At 48.3% G+C, this 17,358-nt stretch carries 16 protein-coding genes; 9 read left to right on the top strand and 7 right to left on the bottom strand.

The window, feature by feature from the left end:
- Positions 1–73: 73 nt before the first annotated feature.
- The 3 genes from SGRA_RS11915 (at position 74) to aroQ (ending at position 3,855) form a co-directional block, all read left to right on the top strand.
- Entirely contained in the window at positions 74–1,735 is a 1,662-nt protein-coding gene (locus SGRA_RS11915) for a PhoX family protein (RefSeq protein WP_041329642.1), read from the top strand.
- A 935-nt stretch (positions 1,736–2,670) separates the two neighbouring features.
- Positions 2,671–3,288: a hypothetical protein gene (locus SGRA_RS11905; protein WP_148268341.1), complete on the top strand. Its 618-nt coding sequence runs from the start codon at positions 2,671–2,673 to the stop codon at positions 3,286–3,288.
- Positions 3,289–3,405: 117 nt separating this feature from the next.
- On the top strand, positions 3,406–3,855 hold the full coding sequence (gene aroQ / locus SGRA_RS11900) for a type II 3-dehydroquinate dehydratase (RefSeq protein WP_015692957.1): 450 nt from the start codon (positions 3,406–3,408) through the stop codon (positions 3,853–3,855).
- On the opposite strand, the gene SGRA_RS11895 is transcribed toward aroQ, so the two are convergent.
- Positions 3,826–4,311: a hypothetical protein gene (locus tag SGRA_RS11895; RefSeq protein WP_015692956.1), complete on the bottom strand. Its 486-nt coding sequence runs from the start codon at positions 4,309–4,311 to the stop codon at positions 3,826–3,828. The two genes, aroQ and SGRA_RS11895, sit on opposite strands and share 30 nt — an antisense overlap.
- Before the next feature lie 347 nt (positions 4,312–4,658).
- Between SGRA_RS11895 and SGRA_RS11885 the strand changes: the two genes are divergently transcribed.
- Both SGRA_RS11885 and SGRA_RS11880 read left to right on the top strand, forming a co-directional pair.
- Positions 4,659–6,572 carry a CBS domain-containing protein gene (locus tag SGRA_RS11885; RefSeq protein ID WP_015692954.1) on the top strand — a complete coding sequence of 638 codons (1,914 nt, stop codon included), beginning with the start codon at positions 4,659–4,661 and terminating at the stop codon, positions 6,570–6,572.
- A 5-nt stretch (positions 6,573–6,577) separates the two neighbouring features.
- Positions 6,578–7,114, top strand: coding sequence for a hypothetical protein (locus tag SGRA_RS11880; protein WP_245538548.1), 537 nt, complete (start codon positions 6,578–6,580; stop codon positions 7,112–7,114).
- A 72-nt stretch (positions 7,115–7,186) separates the two neighbouring features.
- On the opposite strand, the gene SGRA_RS11875 is transcribed toward SGRA_RS11880, so the two are convergent.
- The gene (locus tag SGRA_RS11875; protein ID WP_148268340.1) at positions 7,187–7,900 is read right to left on the bottom strand and encodes a tetratricopeptide repeat protein; all 714 of its coding nucleotides are present in this window, start codon (positions 7,898–7,900) and stop codon (positions 7,187–7,189) included.
- A gap of 429 nt (positions 7,901–8,329) precedes the next feature.
- Here SGRA_RS11875 and SGRA_RS11870 point away from each other — a divergent pair, with 429 nt between their 5' ends.
- Both SGRA_RS11870 and SGRA_RS11865 read left to right on the top strand, forming a co-directional pair.
- Positions 8,330–8,854 (top strand): TlpA family protein disulfide reductase, encoded by a 525-nt coding sequence (locus SGRA_RS11870; protein ID WP_015692951.1) that lies wholly within the window; start codon positions 8,330–8,332, stop codon positions 8,852–8,854.
- A 26-nt stretch (positions 8,855–8,880) separates the two neighbouring features.
- Positions 8,881–10,497 (top strand): FMN-binding glutamate synthase family protein, encoded by a 1,617-nt coding sequence (locus SGRA_RS11865; RefSeq protein WP_015692950.1) that lies wholly within the window; start codon positions 8,881–8,883, stop codon positions 10,495–10,497.
- A gap of 55 nt (positions 10,498–10,552) precedes the next feature.
- Here the strand turns inward: SGRA_RS11865 and SGRA_RS11860 are convergent, their stop codons facing one another.
- On the bottom strand, positions 10,553–11,668 hold the full coding sequence (locus SGRA_RS11860) for an alkene reductase (RefSeq protein WP_041329641.1): 1,116 nt from the start codon (positions 11,666–11,668) through the stop codon (positions 10,553–10,555).
- Between the two features lie 257 nt (positions 11,669–11,925).
- Positions 11,926–13,122, bottom strand: coding sequence for a metal-dependent hydrolase (locus tag SGRA_RS11855; RefSeq protein WP_015692948.1), 1,197 nt, complete (start codon positions 13,120–13,122; stop codon positions 11,926–11,928).
- A 141-nt stretch (positions 13,123–13,263) separates the two neighbouring features.
- Here SGRA_RS11855 and SGRA_RS11850 point away from each other — a divergent pair, with 141 nt between their 5' ends.
- Complete coding sequence (locus SGRA_RS11850) at positions 13,264–14,562, top strand: PP2C family protein-serine/threonine phosphatase (protein WP_015692947.1); 1,299 nt, start codon at positions 13,264–13,266, stop codon at positions 14,560–14,562.
- 42 nt (positions 14,563–14,604) lie between these two features.
- Positions 14,605–14,880: a DUF4834 family protein gene (locus tag SGRA_RS11845; protein WP_015692946.1), complete on the top strand. Its 276-nt coding sequence runs from the start codon at positions 14,605–14,607 to the stop codon at positions 14,878–14,880.
- Between the two features lie 222 nt (positions 14,881–15,102).
- Here the strand turns inward: SGRA_RS11845 and SGRA_RS11840 are convergent, their stop codons facing one another.
- The 3 genes from SGRA_RS11840 to era all read right to left on the bottom strand — a co-directional run bounded on the left by SGRA_RS11840 (position 15,103) and on the right by era (position 17,227).
- Complete coding sequence (locus SGRA_RS11840; protein WP_015692944.1) at positions 15,103–15,543, bottom strand: YbjN domain-containing protein; 441 nt, start codon at positions 15,541–15,543, stop codon at positions 15,103–15,105.
- Between the two features lie 23 nt (positions 15,544–15,566).
- Complete coding sequence (locus SGRA_RS11835; RefSeq protein ID WP_015692943.1) at positions 15,567–16,139, bottom strand: hypothetical protein; 573 nt, start codon at positions 16,137–16,139, stop codon at positions 15,567–15,569.
- A 188-nt stretch (positions 16,140–16,327) separates the two neighbouring features.
- Positions 16,328–17,227: a GTPase Era gene (gene era / locus SGRA_RS11830; RefSeq protein WP_015692942.1), complete on the bottom strand. Its 900-nt coding sequence runs from the start codon at positions 17,225–17,227 to the stop codon at positions 16,328–16,330.
- Positions 17,228–17,358 lie beyond the last annotated feature (131 nt).

Here is a 17,358-nt window from a genome sequence, read left to right as displayed (position 1 = left end):
CGGCCGAGCTAGCCGAAGGCTAGCCGGCCGCGGGCCCCAAAATAAAACATCAGTGCTAAATAAACTTCATATCATGAAAGAGCAAAACAGACGATCTTTTCTACAGTTCTTGGGCCGTACAGGCCTAGCTGTTTCTGGCGCTAGCCTATTCACTAGCCTAGAGTCTTGTGGCGAACCCCAACATAATAAGGGCTATACCGAAACTGGCGAAAAAATAGAACCCAAAATTGAGTTCCCTTTTAAAGGCCTGGCCGCCAAAACCGAGGACCAACTCCTTCTCGATGAGGGGCTGGAGTATCAGATTTTGGCCAAATGGCAGGATGAGATTTCTCCTAAAGATAAGTTTGGCTTTAATAACGATTATACCGCCTATATCCCGCTCCAACAAGGGCCAGATCTACAAGAAGGCCTGCTTTGGGTTAATCACGAATATCTCGACCCTCTGTTTGTACACGGTTTTGCCCGCAAAGCCGACCCCAAAACAAAGACGAAGGAGGCCATTGACCAAGAGCTCTATGAGGTGGGCGGCTCTATTCTGCATATCCAAAAAAAAGCCGATGGCCCCTGGACCATTAAGCAGGATAGCGACTATAACCGCCGCCTAAATGGCTTTACCGAAATCCCTTTTGATTGGCCCGAAGCCATAGCTGGCAAAAAGGTCGCTATGGGCACCTTTGGCAATTGTGCGGGCGGCGTGACGCCCTGGGGCAGCATCCTGACCTGTGAGGAAAACTACCAATTTTATTATGGCGAAAGCGATTATAGCCAAGATGCCGAACAACCCAAACGCATCGCCTCTGCCTATGGCTGGGAACATAAGTATCCCGATAATCTGCCCGAGCATTATGGCTGGGTGGTCGAGGTGAATATTAAGAGCGGAAAAGCCCGTAAGTTGGTGGCCCTAGGCCGCTGTGCCCATGAATGCGCTCAGGTGCATGAAGCCTCCGATGGCCGCCTAGTGGTCTATACCGGCGATGACAAAAATGATGAACATATCTATAAGTTTATTAGCAGCCAACCCGGTAGCCTGACCGAGGGCACACTCTATGCCGCCAATACCGAAAAAGGCGAGTGGCTATCCCTCAATTATGAGGAGCAGCCCATTTTGCAAGAGCATTTTAAGGACCAAACGGAGGTCCTTATCCGTCTGCGAGAGGCCGCCAAACTCTTGGGCGCTACGCCCCTCAATCGCCCCGAGGATATTGAGTTTGATCCCCAAACGGGAAATGTGCTCATCACGCTCACTAATAATATTCCCAAGGGAGATTATATGGGCCAAATTCTCAAGATTGAAGAAGATTCAGAAGATAAAACAGGCCTTACATTTAAGGCAGAAGCCTTTTTGACCGGTGGGGCGGACTTCGGTTTTGCCTGCCCCGATAATATGGCCTTTGATCCCAGAGGCAACCTTTGGTTTACCTCCGATATCTCTGGCAGCAAGATCGGCAAGGCCCCCTATACGCCCTATGGCAACAATAGTTTGTTCGTCTATCATCAGGCAGAGGACAAGGTGATTCGGGTCGCTTCTGCCCCCAAAGATGCCGAGCTCACTGGCCCTTACTTCACGCCCGACGGTCGCCACCTCTTCCTCAGTGTGCAGCATCCCGGAGAGACCAGCCCTAGCCTAGAGGAACTCACGAGCCATTGGCCAGAAGGCGGCGATAGTGTGCCCCGCTCTGCCGTGGTGGTCATTAGTGGCCCCTCCCTCGATAAGTTGATGGGCTATAATAGCTAGGTGATTGTTTTTTGGGGCCTCCGCTGCGGCTTCGCCTTGCGGCGCTACGTTTCGCAGCTCGCTGTTCGCTCGGCCCTGCGCGGGCTAAGGCCCGCTTGGTCTGGCCTGACGGCCACTGCTGCACATCGCTAGGCCTGCGGCGGCTTCGCCGCCTGCTATCTGTAGTCTGCAGCTTAAAAGCCGCAGCCAGATAAGTACCCAATAAGCTAGCGCTTTAGCTTCCCATGGCCTGCAGCTTAAAAGCCGCAGGACCTGAAAACCGAAGGGCTTCGCCCATCTCCAATGAAGCAGGGGCTTTTAAGCTCCTGCGGCGAGAAATATCAAGGCCCCTTGGATTGGCTGCGGCCTTTAGGCTGCAGGATATTTGGCCCCAAAATACAACTGTCTTCCATATTTCGCTGCTAAGCCCCTGTGCCTAAACTGTAGTAGGGTCAGTCCAGAAAAAAAAGATAGGGCATTATAGATACGCCCGGAGGGATTTGTAAACTGCAAATTAGCTCTGGCGCCACGCCAGAGGCGTTTTGCAACTGCAAATTAGCTCCGGCGCCACGCCAGAGGCGTTTTGCAACTGCAGATTAGCTCCGGCGCCACGCCAGAGACGTTTTGCAACTGCAGATTAGCTCCGGCGCCACGCCAGAGGCGTTTTGCAACTGCAGATTAGCTCTGGCGCCACGCCAGAGGCGTTTTGCAACTGCAGATTAGCTCTGGCGCCACGCCAGAGCTGTTTTGCAATTGCAGATTAGCGCTAAACAACTGTTTCTAGCCATTTTGCATCTACAAATTAGCTAAGAGCTATAGTATACTGCTATTTGTTTGACAAACTAGCCTATGGGGCCTCCCCTAGCTAAGCCTTCCAACTTTTGGCCAATAGTTTGCGGCTGTTTTTTGAAGAGCCCAAACTTTTTTTAACAGTTTACGCCAAATCACAACAACTCATGAAACAACTGATACTCTGTCTTTTAGCTTTGGTCCTTTTGCAAGGGCCCATTTGGGGGCAAACCAAAGCAATAGCCTACAAAAGTTTTGCGGGCGAGCTGCCTTTTTTTAATCCAGAGGACTTGCCAGAGGATGACTTTGGTTTGCCGCCCCCCATGATGATTCGGCTAGAAAAGCTGAATGATTCTATGGTCGTAGAGACCATAAGAGATTGGGACCAATCGCTTGAGATCGATACCGTAAAGAACCATTTATATATTCATCAGCAAAAGCTCTCGATGGAAGAGCTGCGTAAGCGCTACCCCAGGAATATCGAGTTTATTGGCTTTGAGGAGGATAGTCTGCCGAGGGTAAGCGATACGCTTGCAGATCCGCAACAACCTGCTTTGGAGGAGATCCAAAAGCCCATGGACCGCTGTCCAGCGCCCAAGAAAAAGACGGACTCGCCCAAGGCCGAGCCGCAGCCAAGAGCAGAGCAAGGCGCTATAGAGCAGGCTGAGCCGCAGAAGGCGATCTCTTGCAAACTGCCTGAGGAGGAGCCGATCCATCTGGCTTACATAGGTTGGGGCGGGTTTTTCTTGCTTTTTGTTTTGGGCCTTTGGTATAGAATCGCTTAGTTTTGTTTTGGTCCAGCCTCCCCGAGGGATTCCTTAAGGAATCCCGTAGAGGGGTGGGTGGGCGGGGACATATTGCGCATGAGGAGCGCAGCGACGAATACCATACTAACAGCAGCAATGAAAGATCTATTGATTATGAATGGGCCCAACCTCAATTTACTGGGGAAGCGAGAGCCCGAAGTATACGGTTCGGCAAACTTTGAGGAGATACTGGACCAAATAAACGCCGATATGGGTGAGCTCTTGCTCCCCTATCGGCTACATTATTTCCAATCGAATCATGAAGGGGCCCTTTTGGACCAGCTACATGCCGTTGGCTTTGATTATTTAGGCATTGTCTTTAATCCAGGCGCCTATGCCCATACCTCTATTGCCTTAGCCGATGCGGTTCGGGGCATTAGTCGGCCGGTAGTAGAAGTGCACCTCTCCAATGTTCATCAGCGGGAGGAATACCGGCGACATTCCTATTTGGCAGAGGCGGCAGTAGGCGTTATTTCTGGATTGGGTTGGCGGGGCTATGCCTTGGGCCTGCGTTATTTAATCGAGCAATTCGGCCAGAAAATCTAGCTCGATTCTCATGCGGCTAGTGGCTGTAGTGGTAGAGCGGAGATCAATCTTCAGCTCAATGCGAAACTGATCTTGGGCCAACTGCTCTTTGAGGTCCACAATAGAGGGGAATAAATCTAGGCTAGCCGAATTGGTCAGGGGAACGTCTAGGCGGTAGCCTAGCTCATTGCGGCTGCTATCGGTCACGGCATCTAGGTAAACGCGTCGGGCAAAATCAAAAGAAGCCTGTCCATCTTCTAAATAGAGACGGATGCGGGCGGGTTGTGCCTGCTTGAGATTTTCGGGCACTGTTCCATTGGTATAGACATCAGTGGGAAAGTGATAGGTTAGTACCCCATTGAGGCCTGCGGGAACCTCTACCCAAGTAGTAAAAGGCAATTCGAGACGGTCTCCATTTTTATCGCAAGACAACAACAGGCTAGAGCTAAGCAGAAAAAGAGCAAAGAGAAAACGCATAAGGTTAAAATTTAGAGTGAAGGCTAGTATTCGTCTAAACGAAAGCCAGGCGGCAAGGGTTTAGCGGCGGCTGTTCCAGCCGCCCCTGGCTGAGGGATGGAAAGCAGGGCGGCGCAGCCGCAGAGCCAGCAAAAAAGCGCAGCTTTTTTGCGCAGGGCCGAGCAGACCTGCGAGCTGCGACACAGCCCGACCCGCCCGCAGGGCGGGGCAGCCCCAAAACAAAAAACTTTTATAAAGTTTGCAAATAAAGCAAGCCAGCTTAATAAAATTGGGCAAAAGTCCCTTTTTTAATAGACTTCTTTTTATGTTCGTAAGGTCCTTAACATTTTATTTAACTACGAAATCATATGGGAGAAGAACGTGTACGACTAGCTAGCTCCAGTAGTAAGAGCGATATGCAGCACTTTGTGCGGCAGTTACTACAAGATGTTCAAGCCTTTGAGACCATGCTAGAGGGCAACTGGTTTGAGGATGATGTTTTGCGCATTGGGGCGGAGCAAGAAATGTGTTTAATTGACAAACATTATAAGCCGGCTTGCACAGCCATGCAAATTTTGGAAGAATTTCATCCAGAATGGTTGACCACCGAGCTCGCCCAATTCAACTTAGAGATCAATCTATCTCCTCAACGTTTTGAGGGAGATGCTTTATTTAATATGGAAAGCGAGCTACGGCAACGATTGGGAGAGTTGGCCAAGGTTGCGGCTCGGCACGACAGCCGATTGCTACTCACGGGGATATTGCCTTCTTTGCGCAAGTTTGATTTGCACATGAGCAAGCTCACGCCCAAGGAGCGTTATGCCGCATTGATGCACGCTTTGCGCAAAATGCGGGGCAGTGATTACGAGCTGCATATAGTGGGGATTGACGAATTGATTGTGCGGCATGATTCGCCCTTATTAGAGGCGAGCAACACCAGTTTTCAGGTACATTTGCAGGTTCGTCCGCAAGATTTTGTCAAAATGTACAACATTGCCCAAGCCGTTACGGGGCCGGTATTGGCCATGGCCGCCAACTCCCCTCTTCTTTTTGGCAAGCGGCTTTGGCATGAGTCGCGAATTGCCCTTTTTCAGCAATCGATAGACAACCGAAAGAGCCGGGACCACCTCAGAGACCAGAGTCCGAGAGTCACCTTTGGGCACGACTGGTTGCATAAGTCGGCCCTAGAGATTTACAAAGAAGACATCACCCGTTTCCGTATTATATTGGGCACCGACATCGAGGAAGACTCCTTAGAGCGTTTGGCCCAGAAAGTAGCCCCCAAGCTAAAAGCCTTGCAGGTGCACAATGGTACCGTCTACCGCTGGAACCGTCCATGTTATGGTATTTCGGGCAATGGCAAACCTCATCTTCGGATAGAAAACCGCGTCTTTGGTGCTGGACCTACCGTGATTGATGAAATGGCTAATTCGGCCTTTTGGTTGGGTTTGATGGAGGGCATGTCCTTGGCCCATAACGACATCACCAAACTCATGAGTTTTGATGATGCTCGAGACAACTTTATCAAGGCCGCCAAGATGGGGATTGATTCTGAATTTACCTGGACCGGCGACAAAAAAGTGAATGCTCGCACCCTAATGCTAGAAGAACTTTTGCCTATGGCCAGAGCGGGTTTAGCCCATCGGAACATTGAGCCGGAGCATATTGATCGCTATTTGGGCATTATGGAAGAAAGGGTTCGCCGGCATAGTAATGGGGCCCGTTGGATTCTGCGTACCTTCTCTAAATTCAAGAAAGAGACCAGCGTAGATGAAAGCTTGACCACCATCACGGCGGCCATTTATGAGCATCAGACGCAGAGCCGGCCTGTACATGAGTGGGAAATTCCGGAGCTAGGGCAGTTTCATCAATACGACCCCTCCAAGCTATTGGTTGAGGAGTTTATGAGTACGGACCTGGTTACGGTCCATCAAGATGATATTGTAGAATACGCCTACAGCCTGATGGATTGGAACGACCTGAACTACCTGCCGGTAGAAGATGAAGAAGGGCATTTGCAGGGGGTGGTCACGGCCAAATCGATCATGCGCTATTTATCTAGTCCTCAAAAGGAAGAGGGAAAAACGGTAGGCGCAATCATGCAGCTTCATCCCCGAACCGTTGCGCCTCAAAACACCATTACCGAAGTCATGAAGATTATGAGGAAAGAAGGCGTAAAAATTTTGCCCGTTCTAAAGAATAAGGAGCTAATTGGCCTAATCTCTGAAGAAAACTTTGTAGATATGTCTCGGCGATTGATTGATCGTCTTTCAAAAGAATAAAAACTATGATGAAAACAGTATTCAGTATTTTCTTTGCCGCCTGCTTCCTATTGGCAGGCCCCAACCTATTGGCCCAAAAAAAGGGCAGTACTATTAGCAGCAGTACCATTAAGGCTCCTATCTCTAAGGAGAAAGCCAAGGCCCTCGCCTTTGGGCAAGAACTCATCAAGGCCTATTTTGATGGCAACTGCCAATTGGTGGCCAACAGTCTAGCCTCGGAGGTCATTGCGATGGAGTCGGGGCAGCGTTTTAGCATTACGCCCCAGCTAAAATCTGATTTTTGCGATGAGAACCCCATTCGCAGCGACATTCAAGTTAGTTATCAGATGTACCTAGATAGCTATAAATCGGAAGTCATGGACAAAGAAGAGTTTGCGGCCAAATATCCGCAGCGCCAGCAAATGTACAACCTACAAGCAGGCGATATCTTCTTTAATGGCGCCAACTTGCTGCCCAAAAAGCAGGCGCTTTTCTCGGCCTCTGATATGGCCATGTTTATCCTTCGTCCTACCGCCAATGGTTTTGAAATCATTGCCATCTAAATGAGCCTTAGGGCCAAAAAAGAAGGGCGCCGACCAATTGGTCGGCGCCCTTTCTCTTTGCTGAATCATATCTTATTTTCCTTGCTCCAAGCGAACCACATCTTTTGAGATGTTCAAGCGCTCAGCTGCTTCAGGATACTTCTGTTCAATCTCTTTGTATAGCTCCAATGCACGGCTTGCATTGTTCATCACGACCTCATTAAAGAGGGCCGCCTTACGCATATAAATAGGCGTCATCATGGCATTAGGGCTCTCTTTAGCCGCCTGCTCATAATAGCTCAAAGCCTGCTCATTGTCATTCGTTTCCGAGTAAGCATCACCCAAAAGCGCATAAGCTGCAGCCTGAGAATAACCATCTTTGCCGTTATAAGCTTCCAAGTACTTAATCGCTTCTTCAGCCTTGCCCAAGCGAAGCAAAGAAGCCCCAGCGCCATAATGCGCACGGTTGGCCGCATCTGTTCCACTATAGTTAGCAATAATATCTAGAAAACCTTCATAGCTGCCGCCCATCTGCCCGGCCAAAGCCGCGCCTGTACCATTGAGGGCTAGCAAAAAAGAATCTTTCTGAAACATAGCCTCAGCCTGAAAAATAGCCTTGTTGGCATTCTCATTTCTAGGCTTCATGTAAAAGTCACTATAGAAATAGTAGCCCCCACCAATGAGGACAACGGCGAGCAAAGCGCCAAAAATCACGTTCTTATACTTCTCAAAAGTTTCTGTAGTTTGATCGCGAAACTGATCTACGTCAAAATCCTGAAGCTCCGTTTTTATGGGTTGATCTGCCATTATATCTCTTTCTTTTTCAGCCAGCTGATTTGATCTTGTAAAAAAAAATTTGCTTGCAAAGATAAACAACTTCTTAAAAAACCTAGATTTCACTAAATCTTTTTTAGAAGCAGGCCAAATATTCGCCCTAAGCAGACTTATTTTCCTTGCTATTTTCTAATTTCCATCAGGATTTGGGGCTGCCCCGCCCTGCGGGCGGGTCGGGCTGTGCCGCAGCTCGCAAGTCTGCTCGGCCCTTCGCCAGCTTCGCTGGCTCGGTCTGGCCTTCGGCCACTGCTATCCATCCCTCAGCCGCGTCGCTGCGCTCCTTTGCGGCGGCTTCGCCGCCGCCCTAGATCCAAAACAACAGCTAAACAGAAAAAAAGCTGGCCCTAATATTGAGCCTAAATAACGTCCCTCCTGCATCCTTTCACATTCAATATCAATTCTATGAACAAGCTACTCTTGTCCCTCAGTTTTCTCTTCTTTCTAGGAGGCAACCTCTTCGCACAATCCAATAAAACACTGCCCGAATTGCTCAGCAGCCATAGCTTCAACTCTGCAGATGGCGAGCAAGAAAAAAGCCTAGCCGATATCTTGGCCCAGCACAAAGGCAAAGTGATTTATATTGATTTTTGGGCCAGCTGGTGCGGCCCTTGCAAAAAAGCAATGCCCCACTCCAAGAAATTACATGAAAAACTAGGCGAAGAAGTCGTTTTTCTCTACCTCTCATTAGACGATAAGCCCCAGTCTTGGCAAAAGGCCCTAGATAAGCTCGAACTCCGCCAAACTGGCGAGCATTGGCAAAGAGCTGGTCGAGACAGTAAAGAATTACTTCGTTTTTTTTATATTTATAGCATTCCTCACTACCTGATTGTTGATGCTGAAGGAAACTTTGTCGATAGAGATGCCCTGCAGCCCTCTGACCCCAAAGCCGCAAAAAAACTCCAAAAGTGGGTTAAAAAAGCGAAGTAGTCAGGTATTCACTGACGCAATAAATTATGACGATTAACAACTTTCCCCAGAAATTTTTGGCCGTATCGCTGCTGCTCTTTGCCGCCACCGCGATTGCGGCCTATTTTCTGTCTATTCACTTCCTTTGGGCCCTAGTTATTTTACTCCCGCTCTTCTTTATGGGCCTTCAGGATATGATTCAGACCGATCATGCCATTCGAAAAACACACCCCCTCATTGGCCGAATGCGCTACTTTTTAGAGGGCCTGCGTCCCGCTATCCGCCAGTATTTTATTGAGTCGGATTTGGACCATACGCCTTTTAGCCGCCGCAAGCGCTCCCTCATTTATCAAAGGGCCAAAAAAGCCAAGGAAACAGTTCCTTTTGGTACCCAACTCGATATCTATGATGAAGGCTATGAATGGATGACGCATTCTACTTACCCCTTTGCCTTTGATAGTATTGAACAAGATCCCAAGGTTTCTGTAGGTGGACCAGACTGTAGTCAGCCCTACGATCTTAGCATTTTTAATATTTCGGCCATGAGCTTCGGCTCCCTTTCTGCCAATGCCGTGATGGCCATGAACAAAGGGGCCGCCAAAGGCGGCTTTGCCCAAAATACTGGCGAGGGCGGAGTTAGTCCCTACCACCTCTCTCAAGGCGGTCACCTCATCTGGCAAATTGGAACGGGCTACTTTGGCTGCCGAGCCGATGATGGCAACTTTGACCCCGATAAGTTTGCGAAAACAGTGGACCATCCCGACATCAAAATGGTGGAAATTAAACTCTCGCAAGGGGCAAAACCCGGACATGGCGGTATTTTGCCCGCCAAGAAAAACACCGCCGAAATTGCTAAAATTCGGGGAGTGCAAGCAGGAACCGATGTGCTTTCGCCACCCTACCACAAAGCTTTTCAGGGACCAGAGGGGTTGCTGCAGTTTGTGGCCCAACTTCGGCAGTTGTCTAAGGGCCGCCCTATTGGCTTTAAGCTCTGTATTGGCTCTGAAATTGAGTTTTACGATCTTTGCAAAGCCATGGTCAAAACAGGCATCAAGCCCGACTTTATTACTATTGATGGTGGAGAAGGGGGAACTGGTGCCGCTCCTGTAGAATTTTCCGACTCCCTAGGAATGCCCCTACGCGATGGGCTGAGCTTTGCCGTAGACACCCTTCGGGGCTTTGACCTCAAAAAGGATATTAAGGTCTTGGCCGCGGGTAAAATTAGCTGTGGCTTTGATTTGGCCAAAACCTTGGCCCTAGGCGCCGATGCTTGTTATAGTGCCCGCGCCATGATGATGGCCGTGGGTTGTATTCAGGCCCTAGAATGCCATACCAATAAATGCCCTACAGGGGTAGCCACCCAAAACAAACAACTGATGAAAGGCCTAAATGTTCCAGATAAGGCCGAGCGGATTTACTCCTTTCATAAAAAGACCGTGCATGCTTTAGTTGAACTACTCGCAGCGGCGGGCATGAAAGAGCCCTCAGAACTATCTAGAAAACATATTCTTCGACGGATTTCGATGAGTGAGGTCCGAAGATATGACCAACTTTATCCAGAGATTCCTGTAGGTTGCCTACTACAAGGCCAAGAAGGCTGTCTGCCTGACCTCTATCGCAAAGAGATGCTACAATACTTAGAAGAAGGCTCTAATTATGAATAGAGCAAGGCCCTAAAAGCAAGGAGCAAGCGTAAATTACGCTTGCTCCTTTTTTATGCTAGCCCTCAGATAAAAAGGGGTAATCGGTATAGCCTTCTGGACCTTGAGTATAAAAAGTATCGGGATTCCAGGGCGCCCAGGCTGCATTTTGTTCTATTCTTTGGACCAAATCGGGATTAGAGATAAAGGCTTTGCCAAAAGCGATAGCATCTGCTCTATTTTGGGCCAATTCCTCTTGGGCAGTTTGGGCCGTATAGCCGCCATTGGCCACTAAAACGCCCTTATAAATTTGGCGATAATGGCCAATCACATCTTGAATAAACAAATTGGGGTCCTTCTCTTTTTCGGCCAATTGGCGGTGGGCAAAAGCTTGGCCCGGCCGACTTAGATGCACATAAGCCAAAGGATAATCATTGAGCTTATCTAAGAGATAATCAAAGAAAGGGATCGTTTCTTCATCTACCTCAATACCGATATGCCCATCGAGCATAGGGTTAAAGCGCAGGCCTACTCTTTCTAGGGGACAAACTTCTTGGACCGCCTCGAGGACCTCAAAGAGGAAGCGGGCTCTATTGGGAATACTGCCGCCATATTCATCTTGGCGTTGGTTGGCCGAATTGGCAAAAAACTGATGAAAAAGATAGCCATTACTCGTATGCAGCTCTACCCCATCAAAGCCAGCGGCCAAGGCATTGGCGGCCGCCTGCTTAAACTGGCTAATTACGGTTTGAATATCTTCTTGGTCCATAGCCTTGGGAACAGGAGAAAGCTTGAGCCCTTCATAGGTTCGGCTCTTACTGCCCGTAGCAATAGCTGAAGGGGCCAAAAGTGCTTGTCCATTCGTCAGATCGGGATGAGAAACTCGGCCCACATGCCAAATTTGGGCAAAGAAATGGCCGCCTTTAGCTTTTACGGCAGCCGTTACGGCTTTCCAGGCCTCTACCTGAGCGGGAGTATAAATGCCCGGCACAAACAAATAGCCCCCAGCTCGATCAGAAATGGGCAAGCCCTCTGAAATAAGGAGACCAGCTGTAGCTCGCTGCGCATAATATTCCTGATGCAAGGCCGTGGGCAGCCTTTCTGGATTATCGGCTCGGCAGCGGGTGAGCGGCGCCATAAAAACCGCATTTTTCAGTGTTAATGGGCCCAATTGGAGCGAATGAAGAAGAGACATAATCAACTAATTTTAGAGCGAATAATGGGGCGGCTTGACCGCCCTGGCCGCAGGCCAAATGGCCACAACAAGCCCTTTAGGGAGCAGTTCGACGACCGAAGGGAGTAACCGATGTGTAGCCCTGGCCGGCCTAGCGATGTGTAGGGGGGCGGCGAAGCCGCAGACCAAGGCCGTCAGGCCGCAGGGCCGAGCAGACCTGCGAGCCCCGAAACGTAGCGCCGCAAGGCGAAGCCGCAGCGGAGGCCCCAAAAAAACAATTACTTATTGACGGCAGGATGTTTATCCCAGATGCGATTCCAGAGCAAAGAGAAGAGCAACTTAGGTTGTAATTTATCCATATCACGGACCTGTTCTACGCTTAGCTCGCCATCTTTTTCGGCCAATTTAAACTTAAAAATATAGCCATCGCTATCCTCTAAGAGGCCAAAGCCCATCAGGCCAAAGCGAAGATTATTAAACTGCAGGCTACCGTCTGGATTTTCGGTAACATTATAATAGCCTTGCGAAAACCAGAGGAGAATATCGACAAACTCATGGCCTTTCCAGCGGTCCAGCAACTGATGTTGTTTAGGTAACTTTTGGAACTTTATTGTAGGCTCTTCATCCCAGATAGAATAGACCCCATAATAATAGGCATCGGCGGTTTCGATAGTCGTTTGCCAGAGCATACAATTGAGAATCGTGGGATAAGTCACATAGCTGAGTTCTTCTATATTTTGGGCCTTAATATTTTCGCTAACGACCGCATTGACCTTTGCCTTAATGCCAAAAGTAAGGGCCATATAGGCCGTAGAAAGGACCAAAGCGGTGGTATTGATGCGCTGTTGCCAACTTTTATTCTTAAAAAAGGGGATAATCATCACGGCCAGTAAAAGCGGCAAAGTATAGAGTGGGTCGGCAATAGCGATATTATTAAAAGAGAATCGATAAGAAGAAAAGGGCTCAAAAATTTGGGTGCCGTAGCTAGTGCCGGCATCAATGAGCCAATGAGTCAGAATGGCCCAAAAGAACATCCAGCTCCAGCTTTTCCAGCCGGGTTCTTCTTGAAGTTTTGGCGGGTTTTTGCTGCCCCAATATCGCCAGCCGACCCAGGCCGTAACGGCCAGAATAAAAAGGCCAATGCCCTGTAAAACAGCGCTCTCTTCTTTGAGGCCCGTCCCGCCCATAAAAAGGACCAGCAAAAGGCCAAAAAGGACCGCCACCCCCCCCCTTTGCTTATGGGCCAGATAGCCCAATAAAGGCGGAGCTAGCAGCGTAATAAAAATAGAGTGCGTTAATCCTCTATGATAAAGCAAGCCATAAACTTCATGCTCACTAAAGACGCGACTAATCACATCTAGATCGGGTAAAGTGCCCGCAATAGCGCCCCAAGCCAAGGCTTTAGGGCCAATTTTTCGGCCGAGAACAGCTTGTCCGCAAGCGGCACCAAGCACAGCCTGAGTAAGTGAATCCATAAGGTATAAAAATGATTGAGGCGCAAAATACAAAGCCTAAGTTAGAAGATGCGCCCAAATAACAAGAGTTTAAGGCCTTAGACCAGCGATTTTTCTTATCTTTAAATTACTACTTCTTTTATAGAGACAAAACCGGCGCCTATGGACAGCCAAGATAAAACAAGCTTGCCGCGGATAGAAGAGCTAGAACACAAGCTCTACTTGCAGCAATTGCAGATTAACCGCTTATCAGAGATTACGCAGGCCATCAACAACAACATTAAGATTCAGGACCTGTTTAAAATCTATACCGATACCTTAAGTTGGGAGATGGGCGCCCAGCGCTTTGCCCTATATAGTTGCAAAGATGGGCATTGGCAGCTTGCTACGCATAAGGGAGTAGACGAAAAGCTCTTAGTTCTAGACATTAGCGATTATTTTTCGGCCTATCAGCGGATTGCCAAAATTGGGGAGGACCATCCTTTGCTCTGCGAGTTTAACTATGTGATTCCCGTCTATCATAAGGAGGAGGCCATTGCCTTTGCCTTTGTCTATAAGGAGGCCCGAAAAGGGGAAAATCTCTTTGAGGCCATTCGCTTTATTGGGACCCTAACCAATGTGGTGGCGGTGGCCATAGAAAACAAGCGTCTATTTAAAAGACAGTTGGCCCAAGAGAAAATGCGGCATGAGCTTCGGCTGGCCAATCAGGTGCAAAATATGCTCATTCCGAGCAAGCTGCCCAATAATCAACGCTTTAATTTTGCGGGGATTTACCAACCTCATGAGGGCGTGGGGGGCGATTACTATGACTTTATGGAGCTCAATGAAGACGAAATTGCCTTTTGTATTGCCGATATTTCGGGCAAGGGAATTTCTGCCGCCATCCTGATGTCAAACTTTCAGGCCAACCTACAAACCCTCATTCATCGCAAGGACCTAAAGATTCCCGAATTTGTGGACCGGCTCAATGAGAAGGTCCTAAAAGCCACCCGAGGCGACCGATTCATTACCTTTTTTGTGGCCCGCTACAACCGCAGCACGGGCCGTTTGCTCTATCTCAATGCAGGGCATAATCCCCCTTTTCTTTACCGAAATGGGCAGGTAGAACGGCTCGATAAAGGCTGTACAATTTTGGGCATTGTTCCTAAAATTCCTAAGCTAGAATGGGGCGAAATCTATCTAAAAGAAGATGCATTTTTCTTCCTCTATACCGATGGCTTGACCGATTTGCGCAATGAGGCTGGGCAAACCGTCGAAGAAGAAGCTATTGCTGATTTCATTGGCAGACATCATCAATTATCCGCCGATGATTTTAATGCGGCCCTAATGCAGGAAATGCAAGAATTTAAGGGCAGCATGGAGTTTCCCGATGACATTTCTATCCTTACTGGGCATATCTTTGCGACAAAAGAGCAGAAAAAACAAAGCAAAGCTGCCAAAATGACAGTAAAAGCTTCCTAGGCGCTCTTTTTGCCTTTCTTAGCTTACAACAAGACTTATATCATGCGTATTTTATTTCTTATTTTCTTTGCTTATTTGGTCTACCGTTTTCTCATTAGACCCATATTTTTGGCCCCGCCCAAACGAGAGCGCCCGCTTAGTCCACAAGAACAATTTATGCGGATGTTCCAGCAACAAATGCAGGCCCAACAACAGGGCCAGGGCCAATATGTTAGCGAACAAGAGTTTGGCACACAAAAGCAAAGCAACAGTCAACAAAAACAAAAACAACAGCCTCGAAATGATGGCGAATATATTGATTTTGAAGAACTAGATTAAGGTTTGGGGCCTCCGCTTCGGCTTCGCCTTGCGGCGCTACGTTGCAGGGCTCGCTATTCGCTCGGCCCTTCAGCGCTAAAGCGCTTCGGTCTGGCCTGCGGCCCCCCTTCCACATCGCTAGGCCGTTCGGCCTTCGGCCGTGGCGGCTGCGCCGCCCAAAACGCAAAAAGGGAAGCTGCGAAAATTCGCAGCTTCCCTTTTTTTTGGGCCATTTGCTCCAATCTACTTAAATCGAGCAATTTCGATATTAAACTTATGGGCCAGGGCCTCTCCATGTCGTTCGGCATAAGTGCCTACTCTCATGATACTATTATGGGCTTCATCGGCAGAGAGTCCTTCTGCTTCACGAATCGTTTTAAGATAAATCCATTTCTTAAAAGTAGTAAAAGCGACTCCTCCATAAAGGCGGTCATTGATTTGCAGCAATTCGGCAAAAAGCTCGGCCCTTAATTTTTCATCTTCTGGAACATGAAAAAGGGGCGACATCACCTGAAAATAAGGGCGGCCCTCTCTCTCAATTTCCCAGAGGTCAATCCAGACCATAATATCTTTCTTCGTCAGGGTCCAGAGGCCCTCTTTTTCTTTTCCTCGGCTAGAAACGGGATCAATACCCAATTTAGCGATAGCGGCTTCTACGGTCTCGTAATAGGCTTTTAAACTCATAAGCATTTAGCTAAAGCGGTGGGCTAGCCTAGCTCAATTTGGTGCTGCCAGCTCACCGTCGAATAATTATTATTAAAGCGAATAATCTGTACTTCCTTCTGCGTTCCATTTTTTCTTTCCATCCGAAGCTGCGGCTGCCCTTCTGCTCCTTTCTCCCAAAATAGCTCATCTTGGCGAAGCGGGTCGGCGGCTACTTTTTCGGCCTGCGTAAGTAGCTCTAACAACCAACTCATATTACAAGCTTTGGCTTGCTCATCAGATTGAACAAAAAGAGGGCGGGCCTGCAAACTCGCCGAAAACTGTTCTTCTCCAAAAGGCAAGGCTTCGGCTTCTTCTCCTAATTGGAAGTAGCCAAGATATTGGAAAGGGTAAGATTGTAATTGAGCAGAGCGCAACTCTCTAAAGGCCGTCTGTTGCAAGCGGGCTTGCTTAAACTCTTGCCAATGAAGCTGCAGATGCTCTTCGGGCAGGGCGGTGTCCAGTTGGACAAACTCTTGCTTAGCGGCTGTTTCTAGCAGTTCTGCTAAATTAAGCTGGCCTTGGGCCTCGCATCTTTGGCGAATGATATTTTTGAAACTCAGCGTCAGTTGTTCCATAAAGCTGCAGGATTTATCTTGGAGATGGTCGTACCGTATATTCTACTATTCGACTATAATAGTACGCAAATTTAAGCAAACTCTCAAGCATTATCCTAGTTTTATGGACAAAAAATATAAGATTAGGGACTTTACCTACTTTTTAGGCAAAAGCCCATAAACAAACCCTTTCAAGAGAGATAAAAGGATTAAGACGTATAACCAAAATAATTGAGGCTGCGCTCATCGTCGCGCCAATTATCTTTAATTTTTACGTGCAATTCTAGATAGACTTTTGTCTCTAAAAACTCTTGGATAGCCAGGCGGGCATCTCGGCCTAGGCGTTTGATGGCTTGGCCTCCTTTACCGATAAGAATTGCTTTTTGGGTTTTTCGGGCCACATAAATATTGGCCAAAATGCGGGTAATATCTTCTTCTTCTTGAAAAGCCTCTACCACTACTTCTACCGAATAGGGAATTTCCTGATGATAATTGAGTAAGATCTTCTCTCGGATGATTTCCGACATAAAGAAGCGCTCTGGGCGGTCGGTAAACTGCTCTTTAGGGTAATAGGTTGGGCCTTCGGGCATGCGTTCGATCACTTTTTCGAGGACCAAATCGGTATTGATGCGATTGAGGGCGGAGATGGGAATGAGCTCGGCAAAATCGAGTTTTTTGCTCCAGGCGGCCAATTGTTCTAGTTGCTCTTTGGGGGGGAGCAGATCAATTTTATTGAGCAAAAGAAAAACAGGAGCCTTTAGTTTGGCCAAAAGCTCAAAAATGGCAGATTCATCAGCAATCTTTTCGGTAGCATCGGCCACCAAAAGCATCAAATCACTATCCTCTAGGGTAGATTTGACATATTCATTCATGCGCTCCTGCATTTTATAGCTAGGGTCTTGAATCAGGCCGGGGGTATCGCTAAAAACGATCTGAAAATCTTCTTCGGAGACGATGCCCAGGATGCGGTGGCGGGTGGTTTGGGGTTTATTCGTAATAATAGACATCCGTTCGCCAACCAGGGCGTTCATCAAAGTAGATTTGCCCACATTGGGGTGGCCTACAATATTGACAAAGCCCGATCTGTGGGCTTTTTTTTCTGTACTCATAATATATATTCGTTAAAAAAACTAGCTATTTATTGGTCCATTTTGCGGTGGACAGGCGGCGAAGCCGCCGCAAAGGAGCGCAGCGACGCGGCTGAGGGATGGATAGCAGGGCCGCCGCAGGCGGCAGACCC

The sequence above is a fragment of the Saprospira grandis str. Lewin genome (assembly GCF_000250635.1).
In the GTDB taxonomy this organism is placed as follows: Bacteria; Bacteroidota; Bacteroidia; order Chitinophagales; family Saprospiraceae; genus Saprospira; species Saprospira grandis.
The sequence above is the reverse complement of the archived record's forward strand: the minus strand, read 5'-3'. Positions and strand labels throughout refer to the sequence as shown.

What these genes read in the sequence shown, in the direction of transcription:
- SGRA_RS11915 (WP_041329642.1), top strand. Translation starts at nt 74, where the DNA reads ATGAAAGAGCAAAACAGACGATCTTTTCTACAGTTCTTGGGCCGTACA.
- SGRA_RS11905 (WP_148268341.1), top strand. Translation starts at nt 2,671, where the DNA reads ATGAAACAACTGATACTCTGTCTTTTAGCTTTGGTCCTTTTGCAAGGG.
- aroQ (WP_015692957.1), top strand. Translation starts at nt 3,406, where the DNA reads ATGAAAGATCTATTGATTATGAATGGGCCCAACCTCAATTTACTGGGG.
- SGRA_RS11895 (WP_015692956.1), bottom strand. Translation starts at nt 4,311, where the DNA reads ATGCGTTTTCTCTTTGCTCTTTTTCTGCTTAGCTCTAGCCTGTTGTTG.
- SGRA_RS11885 (WP_015692954.1), top strand. Translation starts at nt 4,659, where the DNA reads ATGGGAGAAGAACGTGTACGACTAGCTAGCTCCAGTAGTAAGAGCGAT.
- SGRA_RS11880 (WP_245538548.1), top strand. Translation starts at nt 6,578, where the DNA reads ATGATGAAAACAGTATTCAGTATTTTCTTTGCCGCCTGCTTCCTATTG.
- SGRA_RS11875 (WP_148268340.1), bottom strand. Translation starts at nt 7,900, where the DNA reads ATGGCAGATCAACCCATAAAAACGGAGCTTCAGGATTTTGACGTAGAT.
- SGRA_RS11870 (WP_015692951.1), top strand. Translation starts at nt 8,330, where the DNA reads ATGAACAAGCTACTCTTGTCCCTCAGTTTTCTCTTCTTTCTAGGAGGC.
- SGRA_RS11865 (WP_015692950.1), top strand. Translation starts at nt 8,881, where the DNA reads ATGACGATTAACAACTTTCCCCAGAAATTTTTGGCCGTATCGCTGCTG.
- SGRA_RS11860 (WP_041329641.1), bottom strand. Translation starts at nt 11,668, where the DNA reads ATGTCTCTTCTTCATTCGCTCCAATTGGGCCCATTAACACTGAAAAAT.
- SGRA_RS11855 (WP_015692948.1), bottom strand. Translation starts at nt 13,122, where the DNA reads ATGGATTCACTTACTCAGGCTGTGCTTGGTGCCGCTTGCGGACAAGCT.
- SGRA_RS11850 (WP_015692947.1), top strand. Translation starts at nt 13,264, where the DNA reads ATGGACAGCCAAGATAAAACAAGCTTGCCGCGGATAGAAGAGCTAGAA.
- SGRA_RS11845 (WP_015692946.1), top strand. Translation starts at nt 14,605, where the DNA reads ATGCGTATTTTATTTCTTATTTTCTTTGCTTATTTGGTCTACCGTTTT.
- SGRA_RS11840 (WP_015692944.1), bottom strand. Translation starts at nt 15,543, where the DNA reads ATGAGTTTAAAAGCCTATTACGAGACCGTAGAAGCCGCTATCGCTAAA.
- SGRA_RS11835 (WP_015692943.1), bottom strand. Translation starts at nt 16,139, where the DNA reads ATGGAACAACTGACGCTGAGTTTCAAAAATATCATTCGCCAAAGATGC.
- era (WP_015692942.1), bottom strand. Translation starts at nt 17,227, where the DNA reads ATGAGTACAGAAAAAAAAGCCCACAGATCGGGCTTTGTCAATATTGTA.